The sequence below is a fragment of the Salmonella sp. NW1250 genome (assembly GCF_051812965.1).
Classification (GTDB): domain Bacteria; phylum Pseudomonadota; class Gammaproteobacteria; order Enterobacterales; family Enterobacteriaceae; genus Salmonella; species Salmonella enterica.
The window spans coordinates 178,224-203,514 of record NZ_JAMNDD010000001.1; the positions used below are offsets into that span (position 1 = coordinate 178,224).

Annotated in this window: 27 protein-coding genes and 1 other annotated feature; of the genes, 19 read left to right on the top strand and 8 right to left on the bottom strand. The window is 51.1% G+C overall.

Going from position 1 to position 25,291, the window contains the following annotated elements:
• Positions 1-36: 36 nt before the first annotated feature.
• Entirely contained in the window at positions 37-705 is a 669-nt protein-coding gene (hxpB, locus tag NBA72_RS00955; protein WP_000106854.1) for a hexitol phosphatase HxpB, read from the bottom strand.
• Between the two features lie 148 nt (positions 706-853).
• Between hxpB and NBA72_RS00960 the strand changes: the two genes are divergently transcribed.
• Positions 854-1,390 carry a YniB family protein gene (locus tag NBA72_RS00960; protein WP_000222158.1) on the top strand — a complete coding sequence of 179 codons (537 nt, stop codon included), beginning with the start codon at positions 854-856 and terminating at the stop codon, positions 1,388-1,390.
• Between the two features lie 42 nt (positions 1,391-1,432).
• Here the strand turns inward: NBA72_RS00960 and NBA72_RS00965 are convergent, their stop codons facing one another.
• The 3 genes from NBA72_RS00965 to pfkB form a co-directional block, all read right to left on the bottom strand.
• The gene (locus NBA72_RS00965) at positions 1,433-2,293 is read right to left on the bottom strand and encodes a fructosamine kinase family protein (RefSeq protein ID WP_000267686.1); all 861 of its coding nucleotides are present in this window, start codon (positions 2,291-2,293) and stop codon (positions 1,433-1,435) included.
• Positions 2,294-2,399: 106 nt separating this feature from the next.
• On the bottom strand, positions 2,400-2,690 hold the full coding sequence (gene ghoS, locus NBA72_RS00970; protein ID WP_042947438.1) for a type V toxin-antitoxin system endoribonuclease antitoxin GhoS: 291 nt from the start codon (positions 2,688-2,690) through the stop codon (positions 2,400-2,402).
• A 96-nt stretch (positions 2,691-2,786) separates the two neighbouring features.
• On the bottom strand, positions 2,787-3,719 hold the full coding sequence (gene pfkB / locus NBA72_RS00975) for a 6-phosphofructokinase II (protein ID WP_000251697.1): 933 nt from the start codon (positions 3,717-3,719) through the stop codon (positions 2,787-2,789).
• 288 nt (positions 3,720-4,007) lie between these two features.
• On the opposite strand from pfkB, the gene NBA72_RS00980 reads away from it, so the two are divergent.
• Positions 4,008-4,766 carry a DUF481 domain-containing protein gene (locus NBA72_RS00980; RefSeq protein ID WP_000770981.1) on the top strand — a complete coding sequence of 253 codons (759 nt, stop codon included), beginning with the start codon at positions 4,008-4,010 and terminating at the stop codon, positions 4,764-4,766.
• 48 nt (positions 4,767-4,814) lie between these two features.
• On the opposite strand, the gene NBA72_RS00985 is transcribed toward NBA72_RS00980, so the two are convergent.
• Complete coding sequence (locus NBA72_RS00985) at positions 4,815-5,774, bottom strand: lipid A deacylase LpxR family protein (RefSeq protein WP_001046434.1); 960 nt, start codon at positions 5,772-5,774, stop codon at positions 4,815-4,817.
• A 142-nt stretch (positions 5,775-5,916) separates the two neighbouring features.
• Here NBA72_RS00985 and NBA72_RS00990 point away from each other — a divergent pair, with 142 nt between their 5' ends.
• From NBA72_RS00990 to selO, 16 genes are all read left to right on the top strand, one after another.
• A complete protein-coding gene (locus tag NBA72_RS00990; protein WP_042947433.1) occupies positions 5,917-6,231 on the top strand; it encodes a hypothetical protein in 315 nt (104 codons plus the stop codon).
• Positions 6,228-7,082 (top strand): DNA/RNA non-specific endonuclease, encoded by an 855-nt coding sequence (locus tag NBA72_RS00995; RefSeq protein WP_042947431.1) that lies wholly within the window; start codon positions 6,228-6,230, stop codon positions 7,080-7,082. The genes NBA72_RS00990 and NBA72_RS00995 overlap by 4 nt, the downstream gene beginning before the upstream one ends.
• Positions 7,083-7,341: 259 nt before the next feature.
• Positions 7,342-9,270, top strand: coding sequence for a threonine--tRNA ligase (gene thrS / locus NBA72_RS01000; RefSeq protein ID WP_001144226.1), 1,929 nt, complete (start codon positions 7,342-7,344; stop codon positions 9,268-9,270).
• A 3-nt stretch (positions 9,271-9,273) separates the two neighbouring features.
• Positions 9,274-9,816 carry a translation initiation factor IF-3 gene (infC, locus tag NBA72_RS01005; protein ID WP_001574431.1) on the top strand — a complete coding sequence of 181 codons (543 nt, stop codon included), beginning with the start codon at positions 9,274-9,276 and terminating at the stop codon, positions 9,814-9,816.
• A 95-nt stretch (positions 9,817-9,911) separates the two neighbouring features.
• Positions 9,912-10,109, top strand: coding sequence for a 50S ribosomal protein L35 (gene rpmI / locus NBA72_RS01010; RefSeq protein ID WP_001124225.1), 198 nt, complete (start codon positions 9,912-9,914; stop codon positions 10,107-10,109).
• A gap of 50 nt (positions 10,110-10,159) precedes the next feature.
• A complete protein-coding gene (rplT, locus tag NBA72_RS01015; RefSeq protein WP_000124850.1) occupies positions 10,160-10,516 on the top strand; it encodes a 50S ribosomal protein L20 in 357 nt (118 codons plus the stop codon).
• Between the two features lie 115 nt (positions 10,517-10,631).
• Positions 10,632-10,755: a sequence feature (Phe leader region), on the top strand.
• Positions 10,637-10,681, top strand: a complete 45-nt coding sequence (gene pheM, locus NBA72_RS01020; protein ID WP_001386830.1) for a pheST operon leader peptide PheM — start codon at positions 10,637-10,639, stop codon at positions 10,679-10,681. Its footprint overlaps the feature before it by 45 nt.
• A gap of 62 nt (positions 10,756-10,817) precedes the next feature.
• Entirely contained in the window at positions 10,818-11,801 is a 984-nt protein-coding gene (gene pheS, locus NBA72_RS01025; protein WP_000018570.1) for a phenylalanine--tRNA ligase subunit alpha, read from the top strand.
• Between the two features lie 15 nt (positions 11,802-11,816).
• The gene (gene pheT / locus NBA72_RS01030; protein ID WP_000672402.1) at positions 11,817-14,204 is read left to right on the top strand and encodes a phenylalanine--tRNA ligase subunit beta; all 2,388 of its coding nucleotides are present in this window, start codon (positions 11,817-11,819) and stop codon (positions 14,202-14,204) included.
• A 4-nt stretch (positions 14,205-14,208) separates the two neighbouring features.
• A complete protein-coding gene (ihfA, locus tag NBA72_RS01035; RefSeq protein ID WP_001229266.1) occupies positions 14,209-14,508 on the top strand; it encodes an integration host factor subunit alpha in 300 nt (99 codons plus the stop codon).
• A gap of 202 nt (positions 14,509-14,710) precedes the next feature.
• Entirely contained in the window at positions 14,711-15,691 is a 981-nt protein-coding gene (gene btuC, locus NBA72_RS01040; RefSeq protein WP_000954982.1) for a vitamin B12 ABC transporter permease BtuC, read from the top strand.
• Positions 15,692-15,782: 91 nt separating this feature from the next.
• Entirely contained in the window at positions 15,783-16,334 is a 552-nt protein-coding gene (locus NBA72_RS01045) for a glutathione peroxidase (RefSeq protein WP_001181565.1), read from the top strand.
• Positions 16,334-17,083: a vitamin B12 ABC transporter ATP-binding protein BtuD gene (btuD, locus tag NBA72_RS01050; RefSeq protein WP_000080607.1), complete on the top strand. Its 750-nt coding sequence runs from the start codon at positions 16,334-16,336 to the stop codon at positions 17,081-17,083. The genes NBA72_RS01045 and btuD overlap by 1 nt, the downstream gene beginning before the upstream one ends.
• Positions 17,084-17,159: 76 nt before the next feature.
• Entirely contained in the window at positions 17,160-17,624 is a 465-nt protein-coding gene (locus NBA72_RS01055; protein ID WP_001213256.1) for a C40 family peptidase, read from the top strand.
• 313 nt (positions 17,625-17,937) lie between these two features.
• Positions 17,938-18,651, top strand: a complete 714-nt coding sequence (gene ydiV, locus NBA72_RS01060) for an anti-FlhDC factor YdiV (RefSeq protein WP_042947423.1) — start codon at positions 17,938-17,940, stop codon at positions 18,649-18,651.
• Between the two features lie 61 nt (positions 18,652-18,712).
• Complete coding sequence (gene selO, locus NBA72_RS01065; protein ID WP_000175665.1) at positions 18,713-20,155, top strand: protein adenylyltransferase SelO; 1,443 nt, start codon at positions 18,713-18,715, stop codon at positions 20,153-20,155.
• A gap of 35 nt (positions 20,156-20,190) precedes the next feature.
• Here the strand turns inward: selO and hemP are convergent, their stop codons facing one another.
• From hemP to ppsR, 3 genes are all read right to left on the bottom strand, one after another.
• Positions 20,191-20,382, bottom strand: a complete 192-nt coding sequence (gene hemP, locus NBA72_RS01070; RefSeq protein WP_000089118.1) for a hemin uptake protein HemP — start codon at positions 20,380-20,382, stop codon at positions 20,191-20,193.
• Positions 20,383-20,538: 156 nt separating this feature from the next.
• Positions 20,539-21,585 (bottom strand): 3-deoxy-7-phosphoheptulonate synthase AroH, encoded by a 1,047-nt coding sequence (aroH, locus tag NBA72_RS01075; RefSeq protein ID WP_001082196.1) that lies wholly within the window; start codon positions 21,583-21,585, stop codon positions 20,539-20,541.
• 155 nt (positions 21,586-21,740) lie between these two features.
• Complete coding sequence (gene ppsR, locus NBA72_RS01080) at positions 21,741-22,574, bottom strand: posphoenolpyruvate synthetase regulatory kinase/phosphorylase PpsR (protein WP_000370992.1); 834 nt, start codon at positions 22,572-22,574, stop codon at positions 21,741-21,743.
• A 336-nt stretch (positions 22,575-22,910) separates the two neighbouring features.
• Here ppsR and ppsA point away from each other — a divergent pair, with 336 nt between their 5' ends.
• Entirely contained in the window at positions 22,911-25,289 is a 2,379-nt protein-coding gene (gene ppsA / locus NBA72_RS01085; protein WP_000069333.1) for a phosphoenolpyruvate synthase, read from the top strand.
• The last annotated feature ends 2 nt before the right edge of the window (positions 25,290-25,291 follow it).

Consider the following 25,291-nt stretch of genomic DNA (forward strand, 5'->3'; position numbering starts at 1 on the left):
CGGCTAATTGCCCGTTGACTTTGTTTCGGAAACATCTTAACCGAGTAGATGCGCCGCCGTCAGCTCTGTCAGTGAGTTAAGTTTGACATTCGCCAGCGCAAAGCGCGGATCATGCTGGTTTTCTTCTGCTGGCACCACAATGGCGCGCATTCGCGCCGCCTTTGCCGCGATTAAACCATTCACCGAATCTTCCAGCGCCACGCAGGTTAATGGATCAACGCCTAGTTTGGCCGCACAATCCAGATAGACCTGCGGGTGCGGTTTGCTGTAGGGCAATTTTTCCGCAGAAGCCAGCGCGTCAAAACTGTCGCGCAGTTCGAACATGGTGAGCACTTTTTCCAGCATATGCAGCGGCGATGCCGAGGCAAGCCCCACTAATAGCCCCTGCGCTTTACACAGCGCCACGGCCTCGCGCACACCCGGTAAAAGAGGGCGCGTCTCTTCGATAAGCGTAATCGCGCGGGCAATAACACGGTTTGTCACTTCCTGGCGATCGGGGCCGCTCCACGGTTGCTGCGCAAACCAGAGATCGACAACCATATCAATGCGTAGCCCAAGCGTGTCTGGTAACTCATGGCGCCGAGTAATATCTACGCCTAAACTTGCCATCACGTCCAGTTCAGCGCGATCCCAGAGCGGTTCGGAATCGATCAGTAGTCCATCCATATCGAAAATTGCAGCAAGAATTTGACGTGGGGTTGACATCACAACCTCTCCTGTTGAGATTAAAAAATAACGAATTAAGCGTTTATTATGACCATGTTCTTAGTATATCGCCCTTAAAGATCAGGCGAAAACGGGAATCAACAGGTAGACTTAGGCCAAAACGACGCGTCTTTATCAAGGGGAACTCATGACGTATCAACAAGCTGGACGCATTGCAATCCTAAAAAGAGTTGTTGGGTGGGTTATTTTTATTCCGGCACTGCTTTCCACGCTCATCTCAGTCCTTAAATTTATGTATGCGCACAGTGAAAAGCAGGAGGGGATAAATGCGGTAATGCTGGATTTTACCCACGTAATGATAGACATGATGCGCGTGAATACGCCGTTTCTGAATGTTTTTTGGTACAACTCGCCGACGCCGAATTTTCAGGGAAGCCTGAATATCGGTTTCTGGCTCATTTTTATTCTGATTTTTGTCGGGCTGGCGATGCAGGATTCCGGTGCCAGAATGAGCCGCCAGTCACGTTTTTTGCGTGAAGGCGTGGAAGATCAGTTGATCCTGGAAAAAGCAAAAGGCGCGGAAGGGCTAACGCGTGAGCAGATAGAGTCACGTATCGTGGTGCCGCACCATACCATCTTTTTACAGTTTTTCCCGCTCTATATTTTGCCGGTCATTATTATCGTGCTCGGCTACTTTTTCTTTTCCTTGTTAGGCTTCATGTAAACTGAAAAATGCCGGATAGCGCGTATCCGGCATGGGCTGTACCTATACCGCAAGCAGCCGATCCATCGCTTTTTGCGCAGTAGCCAGGTGCTGACCGCCAAACAGCCTTGCCCGATTAAGCAGGGTGTAGAGCTGGTAAATCGGCTGCCTGTCGAGAAAATCCAGCGGTAGCGGCGAAACGGACTGATAGCCATCATAAATCTGCGGTGGCTGATCGGTATGCAGCGGCAGCATCGCCAGATCGCATTCTCTGTCGCCCCAATAGCAGGCTGGATCGAAGATATAGGGGCCGTCAGGGCCAAGCGCGCAGTTCGCCGACCATAGATCGCCATGCAAAAGAGAAGGCTGCGGTTGATGCGACGCCAGACGTTGCTGAACATGTTCAACAATGGCGTCAATATTACCAAAGGTAATGCCTTTTTCCGCGGCGAGTTCAAGTTGCCAGCCAATGCGCTGTTCGGCGAAAAAAGTCGACCAACGGCGTTGCCAGGTATTCGGCTGCGGCGTGGTAGAGAGCGCGTTGTCAAAATCGAGGCCGAATTGAGGTTGATCGCTCCATTGATGTAGACGCGCCAGCTGTTGCCCAAGAATAAACGCATTATGGGCATCCAGCGGGCGGGGCGAGAGGTAGTCCATGACTAAAAAGCTGTAATCCCGATCCGAACCTACCGCCCATACCTTAGGCACAACAACGGTTTTACTGCGGGAGAGCAGCTCCAGCTGATCGGCTTCAGCGGTAAAACCGCGAAGCATTTCTCGTTCATCGCACTTCACGAAAAAATCATGGCCTGCATAACGTAAATGCCATGCGGCATGAACTTCTCCGCCTGGCAGTTCATTACGCAGTTCGATTTCGCCTTCACCGACTTGCTCGCTTAAAAGACGACTGATAGCTTGCCACATAATGTCTCTCCCCACGTTGTCTGCCAGATCATAAGGTTAGCGCAAAAATGCGGTTAAAAAATACGAACTAACGCACATCGCGGACGCGCCGCGGCGGGAATGGCACTTATTGTGCGTTTTTACTCCACGCCTCCCAGGTCGCCACGGTAATGTCGACATCCTTATCTAACGCGCTTTTCGCAAGTCCGGCGACAAGCGCTTTGATTTCATCAGCGCTCTGAGCGCTAACAAAGCCAAACGTATTGGTGCCGAGCTCATGCACATTCCCTTCATCGTCCGTTAATGTCAGCAAAAAACCGCTACGCGTCAGATGGTTATTGAGTTCGTTAATCTCGGTCAGGGAATCATCATGGAAGGTTACGGTAATAACATAACGGGTAATATCGCCACTGGCCATCGTTCACCTCGTTGGGAGCAACTGTGTTTTTAACAGCGGCGGATGCGCCGCCCGTTAACCGATTTTCCGGTATCCCCCTCGCCGGGGGGGATACGATTATTGCGCGGAAAGGTAGGCGTATATTTTTTGAGTATCGTCACGGGAACACAGACGCGTACCTTGATTGAGCGTAGCGGCGCTGCCTGCCGCCACACCGAAGCGCACCATCTCTTCCAGCGACGCGTCTTGCGCCAGTTTTAACGTCATCGCGCCCACCATACTGTCGCCTGCGCCAACAGTACTTTGACTTTTCACCGGGGGAGGAACAACCTGGATGCAATTCTCACTGTCTATGCCCAGCGCCCCTTGCGGCCCCAGAGAGACCACTACCCGGCGAGCCTTGCCGCTTTGCACTAATTCCTGGGCCGCTTTACGCACATCATCAGGTTGCGTCAGATCGCGATTAACCAACGCGCTCAATTCTTTCAGGTTAGGTTTCACCAGTTCGATATCGCCAAGCGCCAACGCAGCGGTGAGCGCGTCGCCAGAGCTATCAATAATGCAGCGAATGCCTTGCTTCTGCGCGGCGGAAATCAGTTGCGTGAGTTTCTCGACCTTAACGCCGGGCGGAAGGCTGCCGCTGATAACCAGAATTGCCCCGGATTCAATTTCCAGTACCTGTTCTTCAAGCTGGCGAAATTCGTCATCGTCCAGCGTGGCGCCGGGCATAACAAAACGATACTGTTCGCCGCTGGACTCGACGTGGACGTGCAGGTTCTGACGCGTCCAGTCTTTCGCATCGACGGTAGACACGGGGACATTTTCGTCAGCCAGTAGTGCGACCAGATGTTCGCCGGTAGCGCCGCCAGCCGGGAAAATTGCGGTCGCGGCGCCGCCAAGATGCGCAATGGCGCGAGCGACATTAATACCCCCGCCGCCGGGTTCGAATACCGGCGCGGAGCACCGCAGTTTACCTTCGGGATAAATTTGCGGCGTGATTGTTGCGCTATCGAGAGAGGGCGCAAGCGTCAACGTATAGATACGTACCATCGTTACCTCCTGTTAGGCTGATTTCAGTCTGGCACTTAATCCCCGGAAAGTGAAGGAATTAACAATATGATTTTCCGGATCTTTATTTAAAGAAGTACGATGTAAAGTTATATAAATAAATGAATGCTTCGGGAGGGTTCTTATTCAAAAAATGAAATAGTAATTGATTGCTATGTTATTCGGGGCTTCTTATAATTCGCTACCTTTCCAGGGGCGTTTGTCATTGATCCCTATGAAAGTTTCCGGGACCGTCGTGGTCTCTTTTTTAGTTGTACGGACTCTATATAAATGAAGCTTTTGAAGGCAGTACCCGCTGTAGTTATGCTGGCGGGTGGCGTGTTCGCGTCTCTGTATGCCGCCGCCGATGATTCCGTTTTTACTGTCATGGATGATCCCTCCACCGCGAAAAAACCTTTTGAAGGTAATCTGAATGCGGGCTACCTTGCTCAGTCAGGCAATACTAAAAGTTCTTCCTTAACGGCTGACACGGCGATGACCTGGTATGGACAACGTACCGCCTGGTCATTATGGGGCAATGCCAGCAATACCTCCTCTAATGATGAACGCTCTTCAGAAAAATATGCGGTAGGCGCGCGTAACCGTTTTAATATGACGGATTATGATTATACCTTTGGCCAGGCCAGTTGGCTGACAGACCGTTTCAACGGTTATCGTCAGCGCGACGTACTGACCGCCGGTTACGGGCGGCAGTTCCTTAATGGTCCAGTGCACAGCTTCCGTTTTGAATTCGGTCCAGGGGTTCGCTATGACGAACATACGGACGATACCACTGAAACGCAGCCGTTGGGTTATGCTTCCGGCAGCTATGCCTGGCAGTTAACTGACAATGCTAAGTTTACACAGGGGGTGTCAGTATTTGGCGCAGAAGACACCACACTAAATTCGGAAACAGCCCTCAATGTCGCCATTAACGAACATTTTGGTCTAAAGGTGGGGTATAATTTAACGTGGAACTCGCAGCCGCCTGAATCAGCGCCTGAACATACCGATCGCCGCACTACGGTAACGCTGGGCTATAAGATGTAATATTGCGCCGGGTTACGTTACGTAACCCGGTTATTCCGTGGTGACGCCTCAGAAGAAGAAGGTGATGTCGCCGTTGATATAAGAATAGTCGTCTCCGGTGCGAAATTCCGACGTGACTTTGTTTAAAGAAAGAGAAAATGCGACGGGAGAATAGCCGATGGTGGCACCGACGCGATATTCATCCACGGTTTTATTAATATCCACCGTTTCCATTTTTGTTTGCAGCGTTTTCCCCTGTAACGTGTAGTTTTTATCAACTTCCCTGCGCTCAACGCCAGCAAATACTTTATAGATCAATCCCTCTTTTTGAGTGTGTATTAACCCTCGGCGGGACAGTAACCCAAACCCATTATCAGAGTTGAAGGTCTTATCATTTCCCAGCGCAACGGTTGCGCCGTACCCCAAATACTGGAAGAGATTGCCGCCGACAGCAGAGACTTCTGGATAGAAGCCCACATTGACACCCAGAATATCAATAGCTGGCGTAAGGGAGACCATTCCTTTTGCCGTGTAACCATAACGGTTTTCAATTTGATCCTGCCAGGCAGGGTATTTTTCTGCGCCTATTATTCGATGTGCCCGATTCTGAACCTCCTGACCGCCTGCGTCAGGACCAATAACGCCGATATCGGTACCTAAACGATAACGTAACCAATTGGTGGCTAATGAATTCCACTCCAGTCCGGTATGAAGAAAGGCGCTGAACGCGCGGTCGCCTTTGACGGCTTCAGGCTTTCTCTTATTGGCGCCTGATGGAGAATAAATATCTTGCGCGATATGAAAAGAGAGTTGACTGGCGTCAGTGAGATCGTGGCTGTAGCCTAAAAAGAGCCCGGCAGTATAATCACCCCGGTCTGCAGCCTTGTGCCCATAAAGGGCATTTAAGGATGGTTGAAATATACCTGCATCATCATTCGCCACTGAAATAGCAAGGCTACTGGCATTGGCCATTGTGGTCGTACTGAGTATGGCGGCAATCATCGTTGCGCAATAGCTGTATTTGTTCACTTTTTACCCCTGAATATGAAAGTGAATACTCTTATTTTTACAAAGTAATAAGCACAGCAGCATGATGCGCAGTGCTTATTAAACCTTTAAATATAACTAAACTCCTGCCAGCAGCGAGTCATTGAGAGGATACGTTGCCTTAATGTTGAAAAATGGTGTTAAAAAACATGCGCCAGATATTATTGAGTATCCATTTTTCATTCGCTATCTGAGTGCGAGAAATTATTGGCTTCACGATTATGCATATAATACGATGTTTTTTGGTATCAATATGAATATCACGTTGTATTCTTTTGAGCTCATTTTCTTTGATGGCTTCGATGTTTATCTGTTATTAATTTTTACCGTGATAGTGTTGTCTTTAATGATGAGCGCATCTAACGGCTGGCAGGGTAATATAACCAAATTATTGCCATCTGAATTATTAGGGCAGTTATTATTAAGGAAGAAAAAATGAATAAAACCATTAATCTGCTAAAATTACTGCCCGTAGTATTATTAAGCGCATGTACTACATCGTATCCTCCCCTGGATACAACATCGGCACCCGAGTTACCCCATCGTAACGTACTCGTTCAGCAACCTGATAACTGTAGCGTTGGCTGTCCTCAAGGAGGAAGTCAACAAACAATCTATCGCCATGTCTATACGCTCAATAATAATAGCGCCACGAAATTTGCCAACTGGGTTGCCTATAGCGTGACAAAGACCAGCCAGGCAAGCGGTCGCCCGCGGAACTGGGCGCAGGACCCCGATTTACCGCCCTCGGATACGTTGGCCCCTTCGGCCTATAAAAATGCCCATACGCTATTAAAAGTCGACAGGGGACACCAGGCGCCGTTGGCAGGATTGGGCGGCGTATCGGACTGGCCGTCGTTAAATTATTTATCGAATATTACGCCGCAGAAATCCGCCCTGAATCAGGGAGCATGGGCTGCACTGGAAAACCGGGTGCGCGAACTTGCCAAACAGGCTGATGTATCTGTAGTGCACGTAGTGACCGGCCCCCTTTTTGAGCGGCATATCGCCACATTGCCAGAAGATGCGACGGTAGAAATTCCCAGCGGGTACTGGAAGGTTTTATTCACCGGAACGACGCCGTCAAAAAGTGAAGGAAATTACGCTGCGTTTATTATGGATCAGAATACGCCCCGTTCGGCGAATTTTTGCGACTATCAGGTTACCGTGGAGGCTATCGAACATAAAACGAAGCCAGTGCTGACGCTGTGGTCTGCCTTGCCTGAAGCGGTAGCCAGCGAGGTGAAAACGACAAAGGGGAGTCTGGCGCAGAAGTTAGGTTGTCGATGAGAAGCGCTATACGGCGCGTAGAAAGATAATGGAGAAACCCTGTCAAGGGTCTTGATTTGCTACAGAGTGATGCAATCTCCCTTTTTTTAGTGTTACCATCGTCATGCCGGACGAAAATAGCGATTTTCGTCTGTGTCGAAGGTTGTGCGCCAATTTAGCAATGGTTGGCTAGATGGATACACAACTCACTGTCAATAAATTCATTTTCTCTTTGTATGTGATCTTGCGTATGGGTCACCACTGCAAATAAGGATATTACATGCCTGTTATTACTCTTCCTGATGGCAGCCAACGCCATTATGACCACCCTGTAAGCCCGATGGATGTTGCTCTGGACATTGGTCCTGGCCTGGCGAAAGCCACCATTGCGGGCCGTGTGAATGGCGAGCTGGTTGATGCTTCCGATCTGATTGAAAATGATGCGACGCTTTCCATCATCACCGCAAAAGATGAAGAGGGTCTGGAGATCATTCGTCACTCTTGCGCGCATCTGTTAGGTCACGCTATCAAGCAACTTTGGCCGCACACGAAAATGGCGATCGGCCCGGTTGTCGACAACGGTTTTTACTATGACGTTGATCTTGACCGCACGCTAACTCAGGAAGATGTCGAAGCGCTCGAAAAGCGGATGCATGAGCTCGCCGAGAAAAATTACGACGTTATCAAGAAGAAAGTCAGCTGGCACGAAGCGCGTGAAACCTTCGTGAAGCGTGGTGAAAGCTACAAAGTTTCCATTCTTGATGAAAACATTGCTCATGATGACAAGCCAGGCTTGTACCATCATGAAGAATATGTCGACATGTGTCGTGGTCCGCACGTGCCGAATATGCGTTTCTGCCATCACTTTAAACTGATGAAAACTGCCGGCGCATACTGGCGCGGTGACAGCAATAATAAGATGTTGCAGCGTATTTACGGTACGGCATGGGCAGATAAAAAAGCCCTGAACGCTTATCTGCAGCGCCTGGAAGAGGCCGCAAAACGCGACCACCGTAAAATTGGTAAGCAGCTCGACCTGTATCATATGCAGGAAGAAGCGCCGGGCATGGTGTTCTGGCATAACGACGGCTGGACTATCTTCCGCGAGCTGGAGGTCTTTGTTCGTTCTAAACTCAAAGAGTACCAGTATCAAGAAGTTAAAGGCCCGTTCATGATGGACCGTGTGCTGTGGGAAAAAACCGGGCACTGGGACAACTATAAAGATGCGATGTTCACCACATCCTCAGAAAACCGCGAATATTGCATCAAGCCGATGAACTGCCCGGGCCACGTTCAGATCTTTAACCAGGGTCTGAAATCCTATCGTGATTTGCCGCTGCGTATGGCGGAATTCGGTAGCTGCCACCGTAACGAGCCATCAGGCGCGCTGCATGGTCTGATGCGCGTACGCGGCTTTACGCAGGATGATGCGCATATCTTCTGCACCGAAGAGCAGATCCGCGATGAAGTTAACGCTTGTATTCGTATGGTCTACGATATGTACAGCACCTTTGGCTTCGAGAAGATCGTCGTCAAGCTTTCCACTCGTCCTGACAAGCGTATCGGCAGCGATGAGATGTGGGATCGTGCTGAGGCGGATCTGGCGGTTGCGCTGGAAGAAAATAATATCCCGTTTGAGTATCAACTGGGTGAAGGCGCATTCTACGGTCCGAAAATTGAATTTACCTTATATGACTGCCTCGATCGTGCATGGCAGTGCGGTACAGTACAGCTGGACTTCTCCTTACCGTCTCGTCTGAGCGCCTCCTATGTAGGCGAAGACAACGAGCGTAAGGTGCCGGTAATGATTCACCGTGCGATTCTTGGGTCGATGGAACGCTTCATCGGTATCCTGACCGAAGAGTTCGCTGGTTTCTTCCCGACATGGCTCGCGCCTGTTCAGGTAGTCGTGATGAATATTACCGATTCGCAGTCTGAATACGTTAACGAATTGACGCAGAAACTACAAAATGCGGGCATTCGTGTAAAAGCAGACTTGAGAAATGAGAAGATTGGCTTTAAAATCCGCGAGCACACTTTACGTCGTGTCCCTTATATGTTGGTCTGTGGTGATAAAGAGGTGGAAGCAGGCAAAGTTGCCGTTCGCACCCGCCGCGGTAAAGACCTGGGCAGTCTGGACGTAAATGACGTGATTGAGAAGCTGCAACAAGAGATTCGCAGCCGCAGTCTTCAACAACTGGAGGAATAAAGTATTAAAGGCGGAAAACGAGTTCAAACGGCGCGTCCGAATCGTATTAATAGCGAAATTCGCGCGCAAGAAGTTCGCTTAACAGGTCTGGAAGGCGAGCAGCTTGGTATTGTGAGTCTGAGAGAAGCTCTGGAAAAAGCTGAAGAAGCCGGAGTAGACTTAGTCGAAATCAGCCCTAACGCCGAGCCGCCGGTTTGTCGTATAATGGATTACGGCAAATTCCTCTATGAAAAGAGTAAGTCTTCTAAGGAACAGAAGAAAAAGCAAAAAGTTATCCAGGTGAAGGAAATTAAATTCCGTCCTGGGACAGATGAAGGCGACTATCAGGTAAAACTCCGCAGCCTGATTCGCTTTCTCGAAGAGGGCGATAAGGCCAAAATCACGCTGCGTTTCCGCGGTCGTGAAATGGCCCACCAGCAAATCGGTATGGAAGTGCTTAATCGCGTGAAAGACGATTTGCAAGAACTGGCAGTGGTCGAATCCTTCCCAACGAAGATCGAAGGCCGTCAGATGATCATGGTGCTTGCTCCTAAGAAGAAACAGTAAGGCCTTCAAGTAACAATTCTGTGAAGCCTTCGGGCTTCACAGGTTTTGTTCGCCTATGTTTCGTTTATTAACAATGCGAAGTGGAAGTTATTAAAATGCCAAAAATTAAGACCGTACGCGGTGCTGCTAAGCGCTTCAAAAAAACCGGTAAAGGTGGTTTTAAGCACAAGCACGCTAACCTGCGTCACATTCTGACCAAAAAAGCGACTAAACGTAAACGTCACCTGCGTCCGAAAGCCATGGTTTCTAAAGGCGATCTGGGCCTGGTTATCGCGTGCCTGCCGTACGCATAAGCCGTTAACGTTTTTAACTTTTTAATTAGAATAGATACAGGAGAGCACATATGGCTCGCGTAAAACGTGGTGTAATTGCACGCGCACGTCACAAGAAAATTTTGAAACAAGCCAAAGGCTACTACGGTGCGCGTTCTCGCGTATACCGCGTTGCCTTCCAGGCAGTTATCAAAGCTGGTCAGTATGCTTACCGTGACCGTCGTCAACGTAAGCGTCAGTTCCGTCAACTGTGGATTGCGCGTATCAACGCAGCAGCACGTCAGAACGGTATTTCTTACAGCAAATTCATCAACGGCCTGAAAAAAGCCTCTGTTGAAATCGACCGTAAGATCCTGGCTGATATCGCCGTATTCGACAAAGTCGCGTTCACCGCGCTGGTTGAAAAAGCGAAAGCAGCTCTGGCATAAGCCAGTGAAAAGAGGGAGCCTGGCTCCCTCTCTTTTATTTACTGTTCAGTGAGTTGACAATTGACCTGTAACCCTTTTCAATAAAGGATATTCGGTTTTACCACATAAGGTAACGCAAGCATGAACGCTGCTATTTTCCGTTTCTTTTTTTACTTTAGCACCTGATCCCAGGAGGCTAGCGCGTGAAAAACGAAACGAAAAACAGCGCAAAAAAGCCTCCTGATGGAGGCTTTTTTTGTATCTGAAATCGAGAGATTACGTCCAATGAACCGGTGTCTTCACCGACACAATGAGGAAAACCATGTCACATCTCGCAGAGCTGGTTGCCAATGCAGCGGCCGCCATTAACCAGGCGTCAGATGTTGCCGCGTTAGACAATGTACGCGTCGAATATTTGGGCAAGAAAGGGCATTTAACCCTTCAGATGACGACCCTACGCGATCTGCCGCCGGAAGAGCGTCCGGCAGCCGGGGCAGTCATTAACGCCGCGAAAGAGCAGGTACAACAGGCTCTTAACGCGCGTAAAGCCGAGCTGGAAAGCGCAGCGCTTAACGCCCGTCTGGCCGCTGAAACCATCGATATCTCCCTGCCGGGGCGCCGTATTGAGAACGGCGGTCTGCATCCGGTCACGCGTACCATTGACCGTATTGAAAGTTTCTTCGGCGAGCTTGGTTTTACCGTGGCGACTGGCCCGGAAATCGAAGATGACTACCATAACTTCGATGCGTTAAACATTCCGGGTCATCATCCGGCCCGCGCCGATCATGATACCTTCTGGTTTGACGCGACCCGTCTGCTGCGGACCCAGACGTCTGGTGTCCAGATCCGGACGATGAAAGCGCAGCAACCGCCGATCCGTATTATTGCGCCGGGCCGTGTATACCGTAATGACTACGACCAGACGCATACTCCGATGTTCCATCAGATGGAAGGTCTGATTGTTGATACCAACATCAGCTTCACCAACCTCAAAGGTACGCTGCACGACTTCCTGCGTAATTTCTTTGAGGAGGATCTGCAGATTCGCTTCCGTCCTTCTTATTTTCCGTTCACCGAACCTTCTGCGGAAGTGGATGTGATGGGGAAAAACGGCAAATGGCTGGAAGTGCTGGGCTGCGGGATGGTGCATCCGAATGTGCTGCGTAATGTCGGTATCGATCCGGAAATCTATTCTGGCTTCGCTTTTGGTATGGGGATGGAACGTCTGACTATGTTGCGTTACGGCGTCACCGACCTGCGTTCATTCTTCGAAAACGATCTGCGTTTCCTCAAACAGTTTAAATAAAGGCAGGATAAAACAATGAAATTCAGCGAACTGTGGTTACGCGAGTGGGTTAACCCGGCAATTGATAGCGATGCGTTGGCTAACCAGATTACGATGGCTGGCCTGGAAGTAGACGGCGTTGAGCCGGTCGCGGGAAGCTTCAATGGCGTTGTGGTTGGGGAAGTGGTTGAGTGCGCCCAGCATCCGAACGCTGACAAATTGCGTGTAACGAAAGTCAACGTCGGCGGAGAACGCCTGTTGGATATCGTCTGCGGCGCGCCAAACTGTCGTCAGGGGCTGAAAGTAGCGGTGGCCACCATTGGCGCTATTCTGCCGGGCGATTTCAAAATTAAAGCGGCGAAACTGCGCGGCGAACCGTCTGAAGGGATGCTGTGCTCCTTCTCCGAACTGGGGATTTCCGACGATCACAGCGGCATTATCGAACTGCCTGCGGATGCGCCGCTGGGTACCGATATCCGTGAATACCTGAAGCTCGACGACAATACCATCGAAATTAGCGTCACGCCGAACCGTGCGGATTGCTTAGGTATCATCGGCGTTGCGCGTGATGTGGCGGTACTGAACAAAGCGCCGCTCCAGGAGCCTGAAATGGCGCCGGTTACGGCAACCATCAGCGATACGCTGCCGATTACGGTAGAGGCCGCTGATGCGTGTCCTCGCTATCTTGGCCGGGTGGTAAAAGGCATCAATGTTAACGCGCCGACGCCGCTGTGGATGAAAGAGAAACTGCGTCGCTGCGGTATTCGCTCCATCGATGCGGTGGTTGACGTCACGAACTATGTGCTGCTCGAACTGGGTCAGCCAATGCATGCTTTCGATAAAGATCGCATTGATGGCGGTATTGTCGTGCGGATGGCAAAAGAGGGTGAAACCGTCGTCCTGCTGGACGGTAGCGAAGCGACGTTAAATGCGGACACGCTGGTGATCGCCGATCACCATAAGGCGCTGGGGATAGCCGGTATTTTTGGCGGCGAACATTCCGGCGTGAACGGCGAAACGCAAAATGTGCTGCTGGAGTGTGCGTACTTTAATCCGCTGTCTATCACCGGTCGCGCTCGCCGCCACGGTCTGCATACCGATGCGTCTCACCGCTACGAGCGCGGGGTGGACCCGGCGCTGCAATATAAAGCGATAGAGCGTGCTACTCGTCTGCTTCTTGATATCTGTGGCGGTGATGCGGGTCCGATAATTGATGTGAGCAACGAAGCAACGTTGCCGAAACGCGCCACCATTACGCTGCGTCGCAGTAAACTGGATCGCCTGATCGGGCATCATATTGCGGATGAGCAGGTCAGTGATATTCTGCGTCGTCTGGGCTGTGAAGTGACCGAAGGGCAGGACGAGTGGAAAGCCGTAGCGCCGACCTGGCGTTTCGATATGGAAATTGAAGAAGATCTGGTGGAAGAGGTGGCCCGCGTTTACGGCTATAACAATATTCCGGACGAGCCAATCCAGGCCGGTTTAATCATGGGGACGCACCGTGAAGCCGATCTGTCGTTGAAGCGGGTTAAAACCATGCTGAACGACAAAGGCTATCAGGAAGTGATTACCTATAGCTTTGTCGATCCTAAAGTACAACAGCTCATCCATCCAGGCGCAGAAGCGCTGCTGCTGCCAAACCCTATCTCCGTTGAGATGTCGGCGATGCGTCTGTCTCTGTGGAGCGGATTGTTGGCGACGGTGGTCTATAACCAAAACCGTCAGCAGAATCGCGTGCGTATTTTTGAAACCGGTTTACGTTTCGTTCCGGATACACAAGCCAATCTGGGTATTCGACAGGATCTGATGCTGGCTGGCGTGATTTGCGGTAACCGCTATGATGAGCACTGGAACCTGGCAAAAGAGACCGTTGATTTCTATGATTTGAAAGGCGATCTGGAAGCAGTATTGGATTTAACCGGCAAACTGGGTGATATCCAGTTTAAGGCGGAGATGAATCCGGCTCTGCATCCGGGACAGTCTGCGGCGATTTATCTGAAAGATGAACGTATTGGTTTTATTGGGGTTGTTCACCCTGAACTGGAACGTAAACTGGATCTGAATGGTCGTACGCTGGTGTTTGAACTGGAATGGAATAAGCTCGCAGACCGTATCGTGCCGCAGGCGCGGGAGATTTCACGCTTCCCGGCCAACCGTCGCGATATTGCGGTTGTTGTTGCAGAAAACGTTCCCGCAGCGGATATTTTATCCGAATGTAAGAAAGTTGGCGTAAATCAGGTAGTTGGCGTAAACTTATTTGACGTGTACCGCGGTAAGGGTGTTGCGGAGGGTTATAAGAGCCTCGCTATCAGCCTGATCCTTCAGGATACCAACCGTACACTCGAAGAAGAGGAGATTGCCGCTACCGTCGCCAAATGTGTAGAGGCATTAAAAGAGCGATTCCAGGCATCATTGAGGGATTGAACCTATGGCGCTTACAAAAGCTGAAATGTCAGAATATCTGTTTGATAAGCTTGGGCTTAGCAAGCGGGATGCCAAAGAACTGGTTGAACTGTTTTTCGAAGAGATCCGTCGTGCTCTGGAAAACGGTGAGCAGGTGAAACTCTCTGGTTTTGGTAACTTCGATCTGCGTGATAAAAATCAACGTCCGGGGCGTAACCCGAAAACGGGTGAAGATATTCCTATTACAGCACGGCGCGTGGTGACCTTCAGACCCGGGCAGAAGTTAAAGAGCCGGGTCGAAAACGCTTCGCCCAAAGAAGAGTAATCAGATCCAGGCATAACATCCATCAGGGTGTATTGCGGCAGATACGCTGCCATCCCGAAAGTAGATCAGCGGGATGACAGCGTATTTGTCAGCCTGAAAGATGACCCGTATAACTAAAAAGGCCGCATTGCGGCCTTTTTTCTTTCAAGTAAAGGATACCCACCGTAAAATCACGCTACCTCTTTTCAGCTGAATGGATAACATGCTGACTTTTGCCCGCCAACAACAGCGACGAAACGTTCGCTGGCTTCTGAGCCTGTCACTGCTGGTGCTACTGGCTACACTTCTGAGCTTATGCGCAGGCGAACAGTGGATTGCCCCCGGTGACTGGTTAAGCGCCCGGGGGGAACTGTTTGTCTGGCAAATTCGCCTTCCCCGCACGCTTGCGGTATTGCTGGTTGGCGCTGCGCTGGCGCTATCTGGCGCTGTGATGCAGGCGCTGTTTGAAAACCCACTTGCTGAACCGGGTCTGCTCGGCGTTTCGAATGGGGCCGGTGTTGGGCTTATTGCCGCCGTCTTACTGGGGCAGGGGCAACTGCCAGGATGGGCGCTGGGGCTGTGCGCTATAGCCGGCGCGCTCATTATTACGTTAATCCTGCTGCGTTTTGCGCGTCGCCATCTCTCTACCAGCCGCTTGTTGTTGGCGGGCGTCGCGCTGGGCATTATCTGTAGCGCGCTGATGACGTGGGCTATCTATTTTTCCACCTCTTTCGATCTGCGGCAATTAATGTACTGGATGATGGGAGGATTTGGCGGCGTTGACTGGCAGCAGAGCTGGCTAATGATTGCGCTCATCCCGGTACTGATCTGGATATGTTGCCAGTCGCAACCGCTGAATATGCTGGCGCTAGGGGAAACCTCGGCGCGGCAGCTTGGCCTGCCGCTGTGGTTCTGGCGCAATTTGTTGGTCATCGCCACCGGCTGGATGGTGGGCGTCAGCGTGGCGATGGCGGGGGCGATTGGTTTTATCGGTCTGGTTATTCCGCACATCCTGCGCTTATGTGGTTTAACCGATCACCGGGTTTTACTTCCCGGCTGTGCGCTGGCCGGGGCTATCGCCCTGCTATTGGCTGATGTGGTCGCCCGACTGGCGCTGGCGTCGGCTGAACTGCCTATCGGGGTGGTCACCGCCACATTGGGGGCACCAGTGTTTATCTGGCTGCTGCTCAAATCCGCGCGTTAGCGCATCGGTAAACAACTGCTTTCATCATTCGCAGTCTATGATTAAAGGCTAACGATGAAACCCGCTATTCTACCGACATCAGGGAGACACCATGCAAAACTCGCTTCTTAATACTCACGTTACGACGATTGATGGAGAGGTCACTACACTTGAAAAATACGCCGGAAAAGTGCTGCTCATTGTAAACGTCGCCTCCAGATGCGGCCTGACGCCGCAATATGAACAGTTGGAAAATATCCAGAAGGCGTGGGCAGATCAGGGGTTTGTCGTGTTGGGTTTTCCCTGCAACCAGTTTATGGGGCAGGAGCCAGGCAGCGAAGAGGAGATTAAAACCTATTGCGCCAGCACCTGGGGCGTCACGTTCCCGATGTTCAGTAAAATTGATGTGAATGGCGACGCGCGCCATCCGCTGTATCAAAAACTGATAGCCGCTGCGCCAACGGCAGTCGCGCCGGAGAAGAGCGGCTTTTACGAACGGATGGTAAGCAAAGGGCGTACGCCACTCTATCCGGATGATATTCTGTGGAATTTTGAAAAATTTTTGGTAGGCCGGGATGGTCAGGTGGTACAGCGTTTTTCGCCGGATATGACGCCTGAAGATCCTATTGTGATGGAAAGCATAAAAATCGCGTTGGCAAAATAATGTCTCAATTGATGCAATTAAAGGATGTCGCCGAGAGCACCCGCCTGGGGCCGCTTTCCGGCGAAGTAAGCGCAGGAGAGATCCTTCATCTTGTCGGGCCGAACGGCGCCGGGAAAAGCACGCTACTGGCGCGTATGGCGGGGTTAACCTCCGGCGAGGGGAGCATCAGGTTTGGCGGAGCGCCGCTGGAGGCATGGGCGACGGCAACGCTTGCCCAACACCGCGCTTATCTTGCGCAACAGCAAAATCCGCCGTTCGCCATGCCGGTCTGGCATTACCTGACATTGCATCAACCTGATAAAACGCGAACCGGGCAGCTTAACGAGGTGGCCGATATGCTTGGATTGGGCGACAAACTGGGGCGAAGCGTGAATCAGCTTTCCGGTGGCGAGTGGCAGCGTGTTCGCCTTGCTGCCGTTGTACTACAAATTCATCCCGACGCTAATCCGGTCGGTCAATTATTGCTGCTTGATGAGCCGATGAACAGTCTCGATGTTGCGCAACAAAACGCTCTGGATCGGGTATTACATCATTTATGTCAGGCAGGAATTGCGATTGTGATGAGTAGCCACGATCTGAACCACACGCTGCGCCATGCGCATAAAGCCTGGTTACTAAAGCGCGGTAAACTCATTGCCTGCGGCCGCCGGGAAGAGGTGCTCACCCCCTCTTATCTGGCGCAAGCCTACGGTTTGCGCTTTCGACGACTCGACGTTGAGGGGCATCCAATGCTCATTTCGGCCACTTAAGTAAAATCGTTTCTTGAAAAGCAGGTAATTTCGACGCTAAATTAATACCAAAATAAAAACAGAGGATTGTTGCGGCATGCGTTTTTGGCTTCTTGTTATCACAGCATTGTTCCTGGCAGGATGCAGTACTCATCGGGCACCGGCGCCAAATGCCAGATTATCAGACTCCATTACCGTCATTGCGGGTCTGAACGATCAGTTGCAGTCCTGGCGCGGTACGCCATACCGCTACGGCGGCATGAGTCGCAGAGGCGTGGACTGTTCCGGCTTTGTGGTAGTCACTATGCGCGACAAGTTTGATTTGCAGTTGCCTCGTGATACGCGTGAACAATCAAAAATCGGCACCAGAATCGATAAAGATGAATTGCTGCCCGGAGATTTGGTTTTCTTTAAAACCGGTTCGGGCGAAAGTGGTTTACATGTTGGTATTTACGATACAAATAATGAGTTTATTCATGCCTCTACCAGTCGTGGCGTGATGCGTTCATCGCTGGATAATGTGTACTGGCGAAAAAACTTCTGGCAGGCACGGCGAATTTAACCCCGCAGACGATATAAATTTTATAGTCTATTTTTAACATATCGCCGGTTGAACTTATGACATCTGTTGTCATCATATATAATGATATAACCGTAGCATTTACAAACGTACTTTTATTAAAAACGGGCGTGCTCACGCCCTGTTAAAAGTACAACATTGGATATTGGTTTATAATCAGAGTAAGTTAAAAAAAGGAACCGGTTCACCGGTAAACAAGAAAAATGATGACGCTTCAATTAGTATCTGAAGTTACGTCTGTTTCCGTCCGTAGTGACTGGATGGCGAATAGCGCCCTAACCATGGGACTGGCGTAATGATTGCTTCACTTGATGAGCTTTACCATTCCGAACTCTTTTTCCTTCCCGTCATGGATGAAAACGCTCGGCTTGTTGGTTTAGAGATTATTGCAACGTTTGCCGCTGAAGACGGCGCCGTGCGGATGCCGACTGAGTTGGTAGCGCCTCGCCTTTCGGTGGAGGAACAATACTGTCTGTTTGTTGAAAAACTGACGTTGTTAGAAACCTGTCAGCACTTTTTTATTCAGCATAAACTTATTGCATGGCTTAATTTACCGCCTGCAATTAGTGACTTATTATTATTAGATAGCGAACTTTTTTCCCGGGCAGCGCGCTTTCCGTTTCTTGAATTAGCTATAAATGAGAATTATCCTGGGTTAAACCAGGGCAAAAACAATGAAACGTTAGCTAATCTGGCAATGCATTTCCCATTAATGCTGGCAAATTTTGGGGCAGGCGAGGCGTCGACTAAAGCTATTTTCGATGGGCTTTTCAAACGAGTCATGTTGGATAAAAATTTTATTCAGCAGCGAGCTGAAATGATCTCATTCGAACCATTCATGCACGCTATCGTTGCCCAGATCTCCTCCAGCTGCGAGTCGCTGATGATTGCCGGTATTGATACTGAGGCGATGTTTGCGCGCGCAGCGCCATTGGGGTTTAGCGCATTCCAGGGCGGACTATGGCCTTCGGTGCCGGTAAGCCAGCTCATTAAACTCGTTCAGCGATAACCTTTCTGTTTGCCGGTGTTTAACCGGTGATTAACCGTCTACACTGAAGACAGGAGGCCCTATGACCCTGTCTTTTACTGCCCGTTGGCGCGATGAACTGCCAGCAACGTATACCGCGCTTTTACCCACACCGTTAAAAAACGCGCGACTGATTTGGTATAACGACGAACTGGCGCAGCAGTTAGCCATTCCCGCGTCGTTATTTGACGCTACTAATGGCGCTGGCGTTTGGGGCGGCGAAACCTTATTACCCGGTATGTCGCCTGTCGCGCAGGTATATAGCGGGCATCAGTTCGGCGTCTGGGCGGGACAGCTCGGCGACGGACGCGGTATTTTGCTGGGCGAACAGCTCCTGGCGGATGGCTCGACCCTCGACTGGCATCTGAAAGGCGCCGGATTAACACCCTATTCGCGAATGGGGGATGGACGCGCCGTCCTGCGTTCAACCATACGAGAAAGCCTTGCCAGCGAAGCCATGCATTATCTGGGTATTCCCACTACGCGCGCGTTATCTATCGTAGCCAGCGATACGCCGGTTCAGCGAGAGACGCAGGAAACGGGCGCGATGTTAATGCGCCTGGCGCAAAGTCATATGCGTTTTGGTCATTTCGAACATTTCTATTACCGCCGTGAGCCGGAAAAAGTTCAGCAACTGGCTGATTTCGCTATTCGTCATTATTGGCCGCAATGGCAGGATGTCCCGGAAAAATATGCTTTGTGGTTTGAAGAGGTGGCGGCGCGTACCGGAAGACTCATCGCCGAGTGGCAAACCGTCGGTTTTTCGCACGGCGTTATGAATACGGATAACATGTCGATTCTGGGGCTGACCATCGACTATGGTCCCTTTGGTTTTCTCGACGACTACGATCCCGGCTTCATTGGTAACCATTCCGATCATCAGGGACGTTACCGCTTCGATAATCAACCGTCGGTGGCGCTGTGGAATTTACAACGTCTGGCGCAGACGTTAACCCCTTTTATTGAGATCGACGCGTTAAACAGAGCGCTGGATCGCTACCAGGACGCGTTGTTAACGCACTATGGGCAGCGAATGCGCCAGAAGCTGGGCTTCTTTACCGAGCAAAAAGACGATAACGCTTTACTGAATGAATTGTTTAGTCTGATGGCGCGCGAAGGGAGTGACTATACCCGTACATTTCGGATGTTAAGCCATACGGAGCAACAGAGCGCTTCCTCGCCGTTGCGGGATACGTTTATCGATCGCGCGGCGTTCGATGCCTGGTTCGATCGCTACCGGGCGCGATTGCGCACAGAGGCGGTGGATGACGCGCTGCGCCAGCAGCAGATGCAACGCGTGAATCCTGCGATTGTGTTGCGCAACTGGCTGGCGCAACGCGCGATAGACGCGGCTGAACAGGGAGACATGGCGGAACTGCATCGGTTGCATGAAGTTTTACGTCAACCTTTTACCGATCGAGATGATGACTATGCCAGCCGACCACCGGAGTGGGGAAAGCGGCTGGAGGTCAGTTGTTCAAGTTAGCCTGATGCCAGCAGCATCGTCTGCTGGCGGGAGCGCTATTTGGTTAACAGTAGTTTACCGGCCTGAGTTTTGCGCAACAGATACTCCTGACCGTTGTGATCGATAATGACTTTGCCGTCCGGACCTAATAGCGCCTGACTGTTGACGCGCCGTTCAGCGGCAGGGAGAAGCGTTTCATTGTCCATTTCCTTAGGGTGAGGCAGCTCGGTGTTATCCATACGCGACATGTTATTTATTAATAATCAAACTCACAATGATTATTATTATCAATAATTAATGCAATAACAGCAAGTGCTAATTCTGTGGAGTGATATACGCGCGCGGAGAGAAAAGGGCGGATAACGCATCGAAGAAACGCCCATCCCGGCAGGATGGGCGAGCTATTAAAAGCGGCTGTCTACCGCTGCGGCCAGTTTTTCCAACAGAACTTCCGTATCTTCCCAGTTCAGGCAGGGATCGGTAATGGACTGACCATAGATTAATGGTTGACCGCTGATAATTTTTTGCGTGCCTTCCCGTAAAAAACTCTCGGCCATAATCCCGGCAATTGCCGTGGAGCCATTACGAATCTGCTGGCAAATATCATCACATACCTCCAGCTGGCGGCGATGCTGTTTTTGACAGTTGCCGTGGCTGAAGTCGACGACCAGATGTTCCGGCAGATCAAATTCATGCAACGTGTCGCAGGCGGCGGCAATATCTTCAGCGTGGTAGTTCGGTTTTTTACCGCCGCGCATGATGATGTGCCCATACGGGTTGCCACTCGTCTGGTAGATGGTCATCTGTCCGTCTTTATCCGGCGAGAGAAACATATGGCTGGCGCGGGAAGCGCGAATAGCGTCAACGGCAATGCGAGTATTGCCATCTGTACCATTTTTAAAGCCGACCGGACAAGAGAGCGCAGAAGCCATTTCCCGATGGATTTGGCTTTCGGTGGTACGCGCGCCAATCGCTCCCCAACTGATCAGATCGGCAATAAACTGGCCGGTGACCATATCAAGAAATTCTGTGGCGGTCGGTACTCCCAGTTCGTTCACCTGCAATAGCAAGCGACGCGCCAGTTCAAGCCCATAATTGACGCGGTAACTTCCATTCAAGTCGGGATCGGAAATCAGGCCTTTCCATCCCACGACGGTGCGCGGTTTTTCAAAATAGGTGCGCATGACGATCTCCAGACGCGCCTGATGCTTTTGGCGTTGTGCCTGGAGCTGCGTCGCGTATTCCATGGCAGCATTCAGATCGTGAATCGAACAGGGGCCAATGACGACCAGTAGCCGTGGATCTTCACCATTTAAAATCTTTTCTATCCGGCGTCGGGAGTCGGTAACGTGACTGGCGACGGAGGACGATACAGGATACCGCTGCGCGAGTTCGGTCGGTGTTACCAGGCTGTCGATACGCGCAGTACGGAGTTCGTCGGTTCTGTTCATTACAAGTCTCAGAAATTTGTTGCTTCAACGGCAGGACTACCGGGAAGTGATGGGCATCACGATAAACCAATCCCTGCTGATTTCAAGTGCGAGGCGTGTCACACCTCGCAGGCAGAACGGCATGATAACAAAAACCAACCCATTAAACTAGTTTGCTAGTACATCCTGCGGTTAAGCCCCATAATATCGAGAATCTTGGTGGCTATCTCTTCAACGGAATAATTGGTGCTGTTCAGGCAGGGGATCTGATTCTTACGATACAGCGCTTCGACCTCCGCCACTTCCATGCGGCACTGACGCAACGAGGCATAGCGACTGTTTTCACGGCGTTCTTCGCGAATTGCCGCCAGGCGTTCAGGGTCAATTGTCAGGCCGAACAGTTTATGTTGTAGCGGTTTTAACGATGTGGGCAGCGTCAAATTATCCATATCATCGGCGATGAAAGGGTAGTTAGCCGCACGAATACCGAATTGCATTGCCAGATAGAGGCTGGTGGGCGTTTTTCCACAGCGCGAAACGCCAAGTAAAATGACCTGGGCCTGATCGAGGTTGCGCAATGAAATGCCATCATCATGCGCCAGGGTATAATCGATAGCGGCAATACGGGCGTCATACTTGTTCAGGTTACCCGGATTAAGCCCATGAGTACGATGAGCGATCGGCGTCGGATCCAGTTTCATCTCCTGCTGAAGCGGCGCCACCAGCGCCTGGACGATATCCTGGCAGAAACCTTCGCTCTGTAAGATGATGGCGCGAATTTCAGGTAAAACAATCGAGTAAAACACCAGCGGGCGAACGCCGGTTTGCTGATAAATGGCGTCAATTTGGTCTTTGACGGCGCGGGCGCGACTTTCGTTCTCCACGAATGGCAGCGTGATGCTGCTGATCGTCACCGGAAACTGCGACATAACCGCGTGACCCAGGACCTCGGCGGTGATGGCGGTACCATCAGAAATATAGAAAACATGGCGATCAACAACATTATCCATTCTGTTCATCCTGAAGAGTAAACATAATTATCTGAAAGCATAAATTAAAAGTAACGGGAAACGTATAACTTGTCGCTTATTTTATAAAATGACAGGCGCTTTTTATAATTAATGAAAAGCATGTTTCATTTCCTGGAAACGCAGTTTATACCATGGGTGATTAAGGGAATGCCGTGCTATGCGCGGGTTTGCGCAACTACGTAAACAATCTGAAAAAATGAAAAAATAAATTTGCTTGAACGATTCACCGTTTTTTTCGCGGGTTTAAGTATGCCAGGATAAATACGCAACTATGTGTTTCTTAAACTCGTTCATTTATCACAAAAGGATTGTTCGATGTCCAACAATGGCTCGTCACCGCTGGTGCTTTGGTATAACCAACTCGGCATGAATGATGTAGACAGAGTTGGGGGCAAAAATGCCTCCCTGGGTGAAATGATTACTAACCTTTCCGGCATGGGCGTATCCGTTCCGAATGGTTTTGCAACCACTGCCGATGCGTTTAACCAGTTTTTGGATCAAAGCGGCGTAAACCAGCGCATTTATGAGCTGCTGGATAAGACAGATATTGATGATGTCTCCCAGCTGGCGAAAGCGGGCGCGCAGATCCGCCAGTGGATTATCGACACTCCTTTCCAGCCGGCGCTGGAAAACGCCATCCGCGATGCCTATGCACAGCTTTCGTCGGATGATGAAAATGCCTCTTTTGCCGTGCGTTCCTCCGCCACGGCGGAAGATATGCCAGATGCTTCGTTTGCGGGCCAACAGGAAACGTTTCTTAACGTTCAGGGCTTCGACGCGGTGCTGGTGGCAGTGAAACACGTATTTGCTTCTCTGTTTAACGATCGCGCCATCTCTTATCGCGTTCACCAGGGATATGATCATCGCGGCGTAGCGCTTTCCGCTGGCGTGCAGCGGATGGTTCGCTCCGATCTCGCCTCGTCAGGGGTGATGTTCTCTATCGATACCGAATCCGGCTTTGACCAGGTGGTCTTTATCACCTCGGCATGGGGACTGGGTGAAATGGTGGTGCAGGGCGCGGTTAACCCGGATGAATTTTATGTCCATAAGCCAACCCTGGCGGCAGGCCGTCCGGCCATCGTACGCCGCACCATGGGGTCGAAAAAAATCCGCATGGTTTACGCCGCCACCCAGGAGCACGGCAAGCAAGTGAAGATTGAAGATGTGCCGCAGGAACAGCGCGACATTTTCTCGCTCACCAACGAAGAAGTGCAGGAACTGGCGAAACAAGCGGTGCAGATTGAGCAGCACTATGGTCGTCCGATGGATATCGAATGGGCGAAAGACGGTCATACCGGTAAGCTCTTTATTGTGCAGGCACGTCCGGAAACCGTGCGCTCTCGTGGCCAGGTGATGGAGCGTTATACGCTACATGCGCAGGGGAAAATCATTGCCGAAGGTCGCGCCATTGGTCATCGTATCGGCGCAGGTACGGTAAAAGTTATTCACGATATCGGCGAAATGAACCGTATTGAGCCTGGCGATGTGCTTGTCACCGATATGACCGACCCGGACTGGGAACCGATCATGAAAAAAGCGGCGGCGATTGTCACTAACCGTGGCGGGCGCACCTGTCACGCGGCGATTATCGCCCGCGAATTGGGCATTCCGGCGGTAGTCGGCTGCGGCGACGCCACCGAACGCATGAAAGATGGCGAAAAAGTAACCGTCTCCTGCGCAGAAGGTGATACCGGTTATGTGTATGCCGACATGCTGGATTTCAGCGTAAAAAGCTCCAGCGTAGACACCATGCCAGAGCTACCGCTGAAGGTCATGATGAATGTCGGCAACCCGGACAGGGCATTTGACTTTGCCTGCCTGCCGAATGAAGGCGTAGGTCTGGCGCGACTGGAATTCATCATTAACCGTATGATTGGCGTTCACCCACGCGCGCTGCTGGAGTTTGACGACCAGGATGCCGCGCTGCAAAACGACATTCGTGAGATGATGAAAGGGTTTGACTCGCCGCGTGAATTTTACGTTGGTCGACTGACGGAAGGGATCGCGACGTTAGGTGCCGCCTTCTACCCGAAACGCGTCATCGTTCGTCTGTCTGACTTTAAGTCCAACGAATACGCCAACCTGGTCGGCGGCGAACGTTATGAGCCGCATGAAGAAAACCCGATGCTGGGCTTCCGCGGCGCGGGCCGTTACGTCGCAGAAAGTTTCCGCGATTGTTTTGCGCTGGAATGCGAAGCGGTGAAACGCGTGCGCAACGATATGGGCCTTACCAACGTCGAAATCATGATCCCGTTCGTGCGGACGGTCGACCAGGCAAAAGCGGTCATCGAAGAGCTGGCGCGCCAGGGGCTTAAACGCGGCGAGAACGGGCTGAAGATCATCATGATGTGCGAGATCCCGTCCAATGCCTTGCTGGCTGAACAGTTCCTCGAGTATTTTGATGGCTTCTCGATTGGTTCTAACGACATGACGCAGCTGGCGCTGGGGCTGGATCGCGATTCCGGCGTGGTGTCTGAACTGTTTGACGAGCGTAACGACGCGGTGAAAGCGCTGCTGTCGATGGCGATCCGCGCGGCGAAAAAACAGGGCAAATATGTTGGAATTTGTGGTCAGGGTCCGTCCGACCATGAAGACTTTGCCGCCTGGCTGATGGAAGAGGGGATCGACAGCCTGTCGCTGAACCCGGACACCGTGGTTCAGACCTGGCTGAGTCTGGCGGAACTGAAGAAGTAGTG

What these genes read in the sequence shown, in the direction of transcription:
- hxpB (WP_000106854.1), bottom strand. Translation starts at nt 705, where the DNA reads ATGTCAACCCCACGTCAAATTCTTGCTGCAATTTTCGATATGGATGGA.
- NBA72_RS00960 (WP_000222158.1), top strand. Translation starts at nt 854, where the DNA reads ATGACGTATCAACAAGCTGGACGCATTGCAATCCTAAAAAGAGTTGTT.
- NBA72_RS00965 (WP_000267686.1), bottom strand. Translation starts at nt 2,293, where the DNA reads ATGTGGCAAGCTATCAGTCGTCTTTTAAGCGAGCAAGTCGGTGAAGGC.
- ghoS (WP_042947438.1), bottom strand. Translation starts at nt 2,690, where the DNA reads ATGGCCAGTGGCGATATTACCCGTTATGTTATTACCGTAACCTTCCAT.
- pfkB (WP_000251697.1), bottom strand. Translation starts at nt 3,719, where the DNA reads ATGGTACGTATCTATACGTTGACGCTTGCGCCCTCTCTCGATAGCGCA.
- NBA72_RS00980 (WP_000770981.1), top strand. Translation starts at nt 4,008, where the DNA reads ATGAAGCTTTTGAAGGCAGTACCCGCTGTAGTTATGCTGGCGGGTGGC.
- NBA72_RS00990 (WP_042947433.1), top strand. Translation starts at nt 5,917, where the DNA reads ATGTTGAAAAATGGTGTTAAAAAACATGCGCCAGATATTATTGAGTAT.
- NBA72_RS00995 (WP_042947431.1), top strand. Translation starts at nt 6,228, where the DNA reads ATGAATAAAACCATTAATCTGCTAAAATTACTGCCCGTAGTATTATTA.
- thrS (WP_001144226.1), top strand. Translation starts at nt 7,342, where the DNA reads ATGCCTGTTATTACTCTTCCTGATGGCAGCCAACGCCATTATGACCAC.
- rpmI (WP_001124225.1), top strand. Translation starts at nt 9,912, where the DNA reads ATGCCAAAAATTAAGACCGTACGCGGTGCTGCTAAGCGCTTCAAAAAA.
- rplT (WP_000124850.1), top strand. Translation starts at nt 10,160, where the DNA reads ATGGCTCGCGTAAAACGTGGTGTAATTGCACGCGCACGTCACAAGAAA.
- pheS (WP_000018570.1), top strand. Translation starts at nt 10,818, where the DNA reads ATGTCACATCTCGCAGAGCTGGTTGCCAATGCAGCGGCCGCCATTAAC.
- pheT (WP_000672402.1), top strand. Translation starts at nt 11,817, where the DNA reads ATGAAATTCAGCGAACTGTGGTTACGCGAGTGGGTTAACCCGGCAATT.
- ihfA (WP_001229266.1), top strand. Translation starts at nt 14,209, where the DNA reads ATGGCGCTTACAAAAGCTGAAATGTCAGAATATCTGTTTGATAAGCTT.
- btuC (WP_000954982.1), top strand. Translation starts at nt 14,711, where the DNA reads ATGCTGACTTTTGCCCGCCAACAACAGCGACGAAACGTTCGCTGGCTT.
- NBA72_RS01045 (WP_001181565.1), top strand. Translation starts at nt 15,783, where the DNA reads ATGCAAAACTCGCTTCTTAATACTCACGTTACGACGATTGATGGAGAG.
- btuD (WP_000080607.1), top strand. Translation starts at nt 16,334, where the DNA reads ATGTCTCAATTGATGCAATTAAAGGATGTCGCCGAGAGCACCCGCCTG.
- NBA72_RS01055 (WP_001213256.1), top strand. Translation starts at nt 17,160, where the DNA reads ATGCGTTTTTGGCTTCTTGTTATCACAGCATTGTTCCTGGCAGGATGC.
- ydiV (WP_042947423.1), top strand. Translation starts at nt 17,938, where the DNA reads ATGATTGCTTCACTTGATGAGCTTTACCATTCCGAACTCTTTTTCCTT.
- selO (WP_000175665.1), top strand. Translation starts at nt 18,713, where the DNA reads ATGACCCTGTCTTTTACTGCCCGTTGGCGCGATGAACTGCCAGCAACG.
- hemP (WP_000089118.1), bottom strand. Translation starts at nt 20,382, where the DNA reads ATGTCGCGTATGGATAACACCGAGCTGCCTCACCCTAAGGAAATGGAC.
- aroH (WP_001082196.1), bottom strand. Translation starts at nt 21,585, where the DNA reads ATGAACAGAACCGACGAACTCCGTACTGCGCGTATCGACAGCCTGGTA.
- ppsR (WP_000370992.1), bottom strand. Translation starts at nt 22,574, where the DNA reads ATGGATAATGTTGTTGATCGCCATGTTTTCTATATTTCTGATGGTACC.
- ppsA (WP_000069333.1), top strand. Translation starts at nt 22,911, where the DNA reads ATGTCCAACAATGGCTCGTCACCGCTGGTGCTTTGGTATAACCAACTC.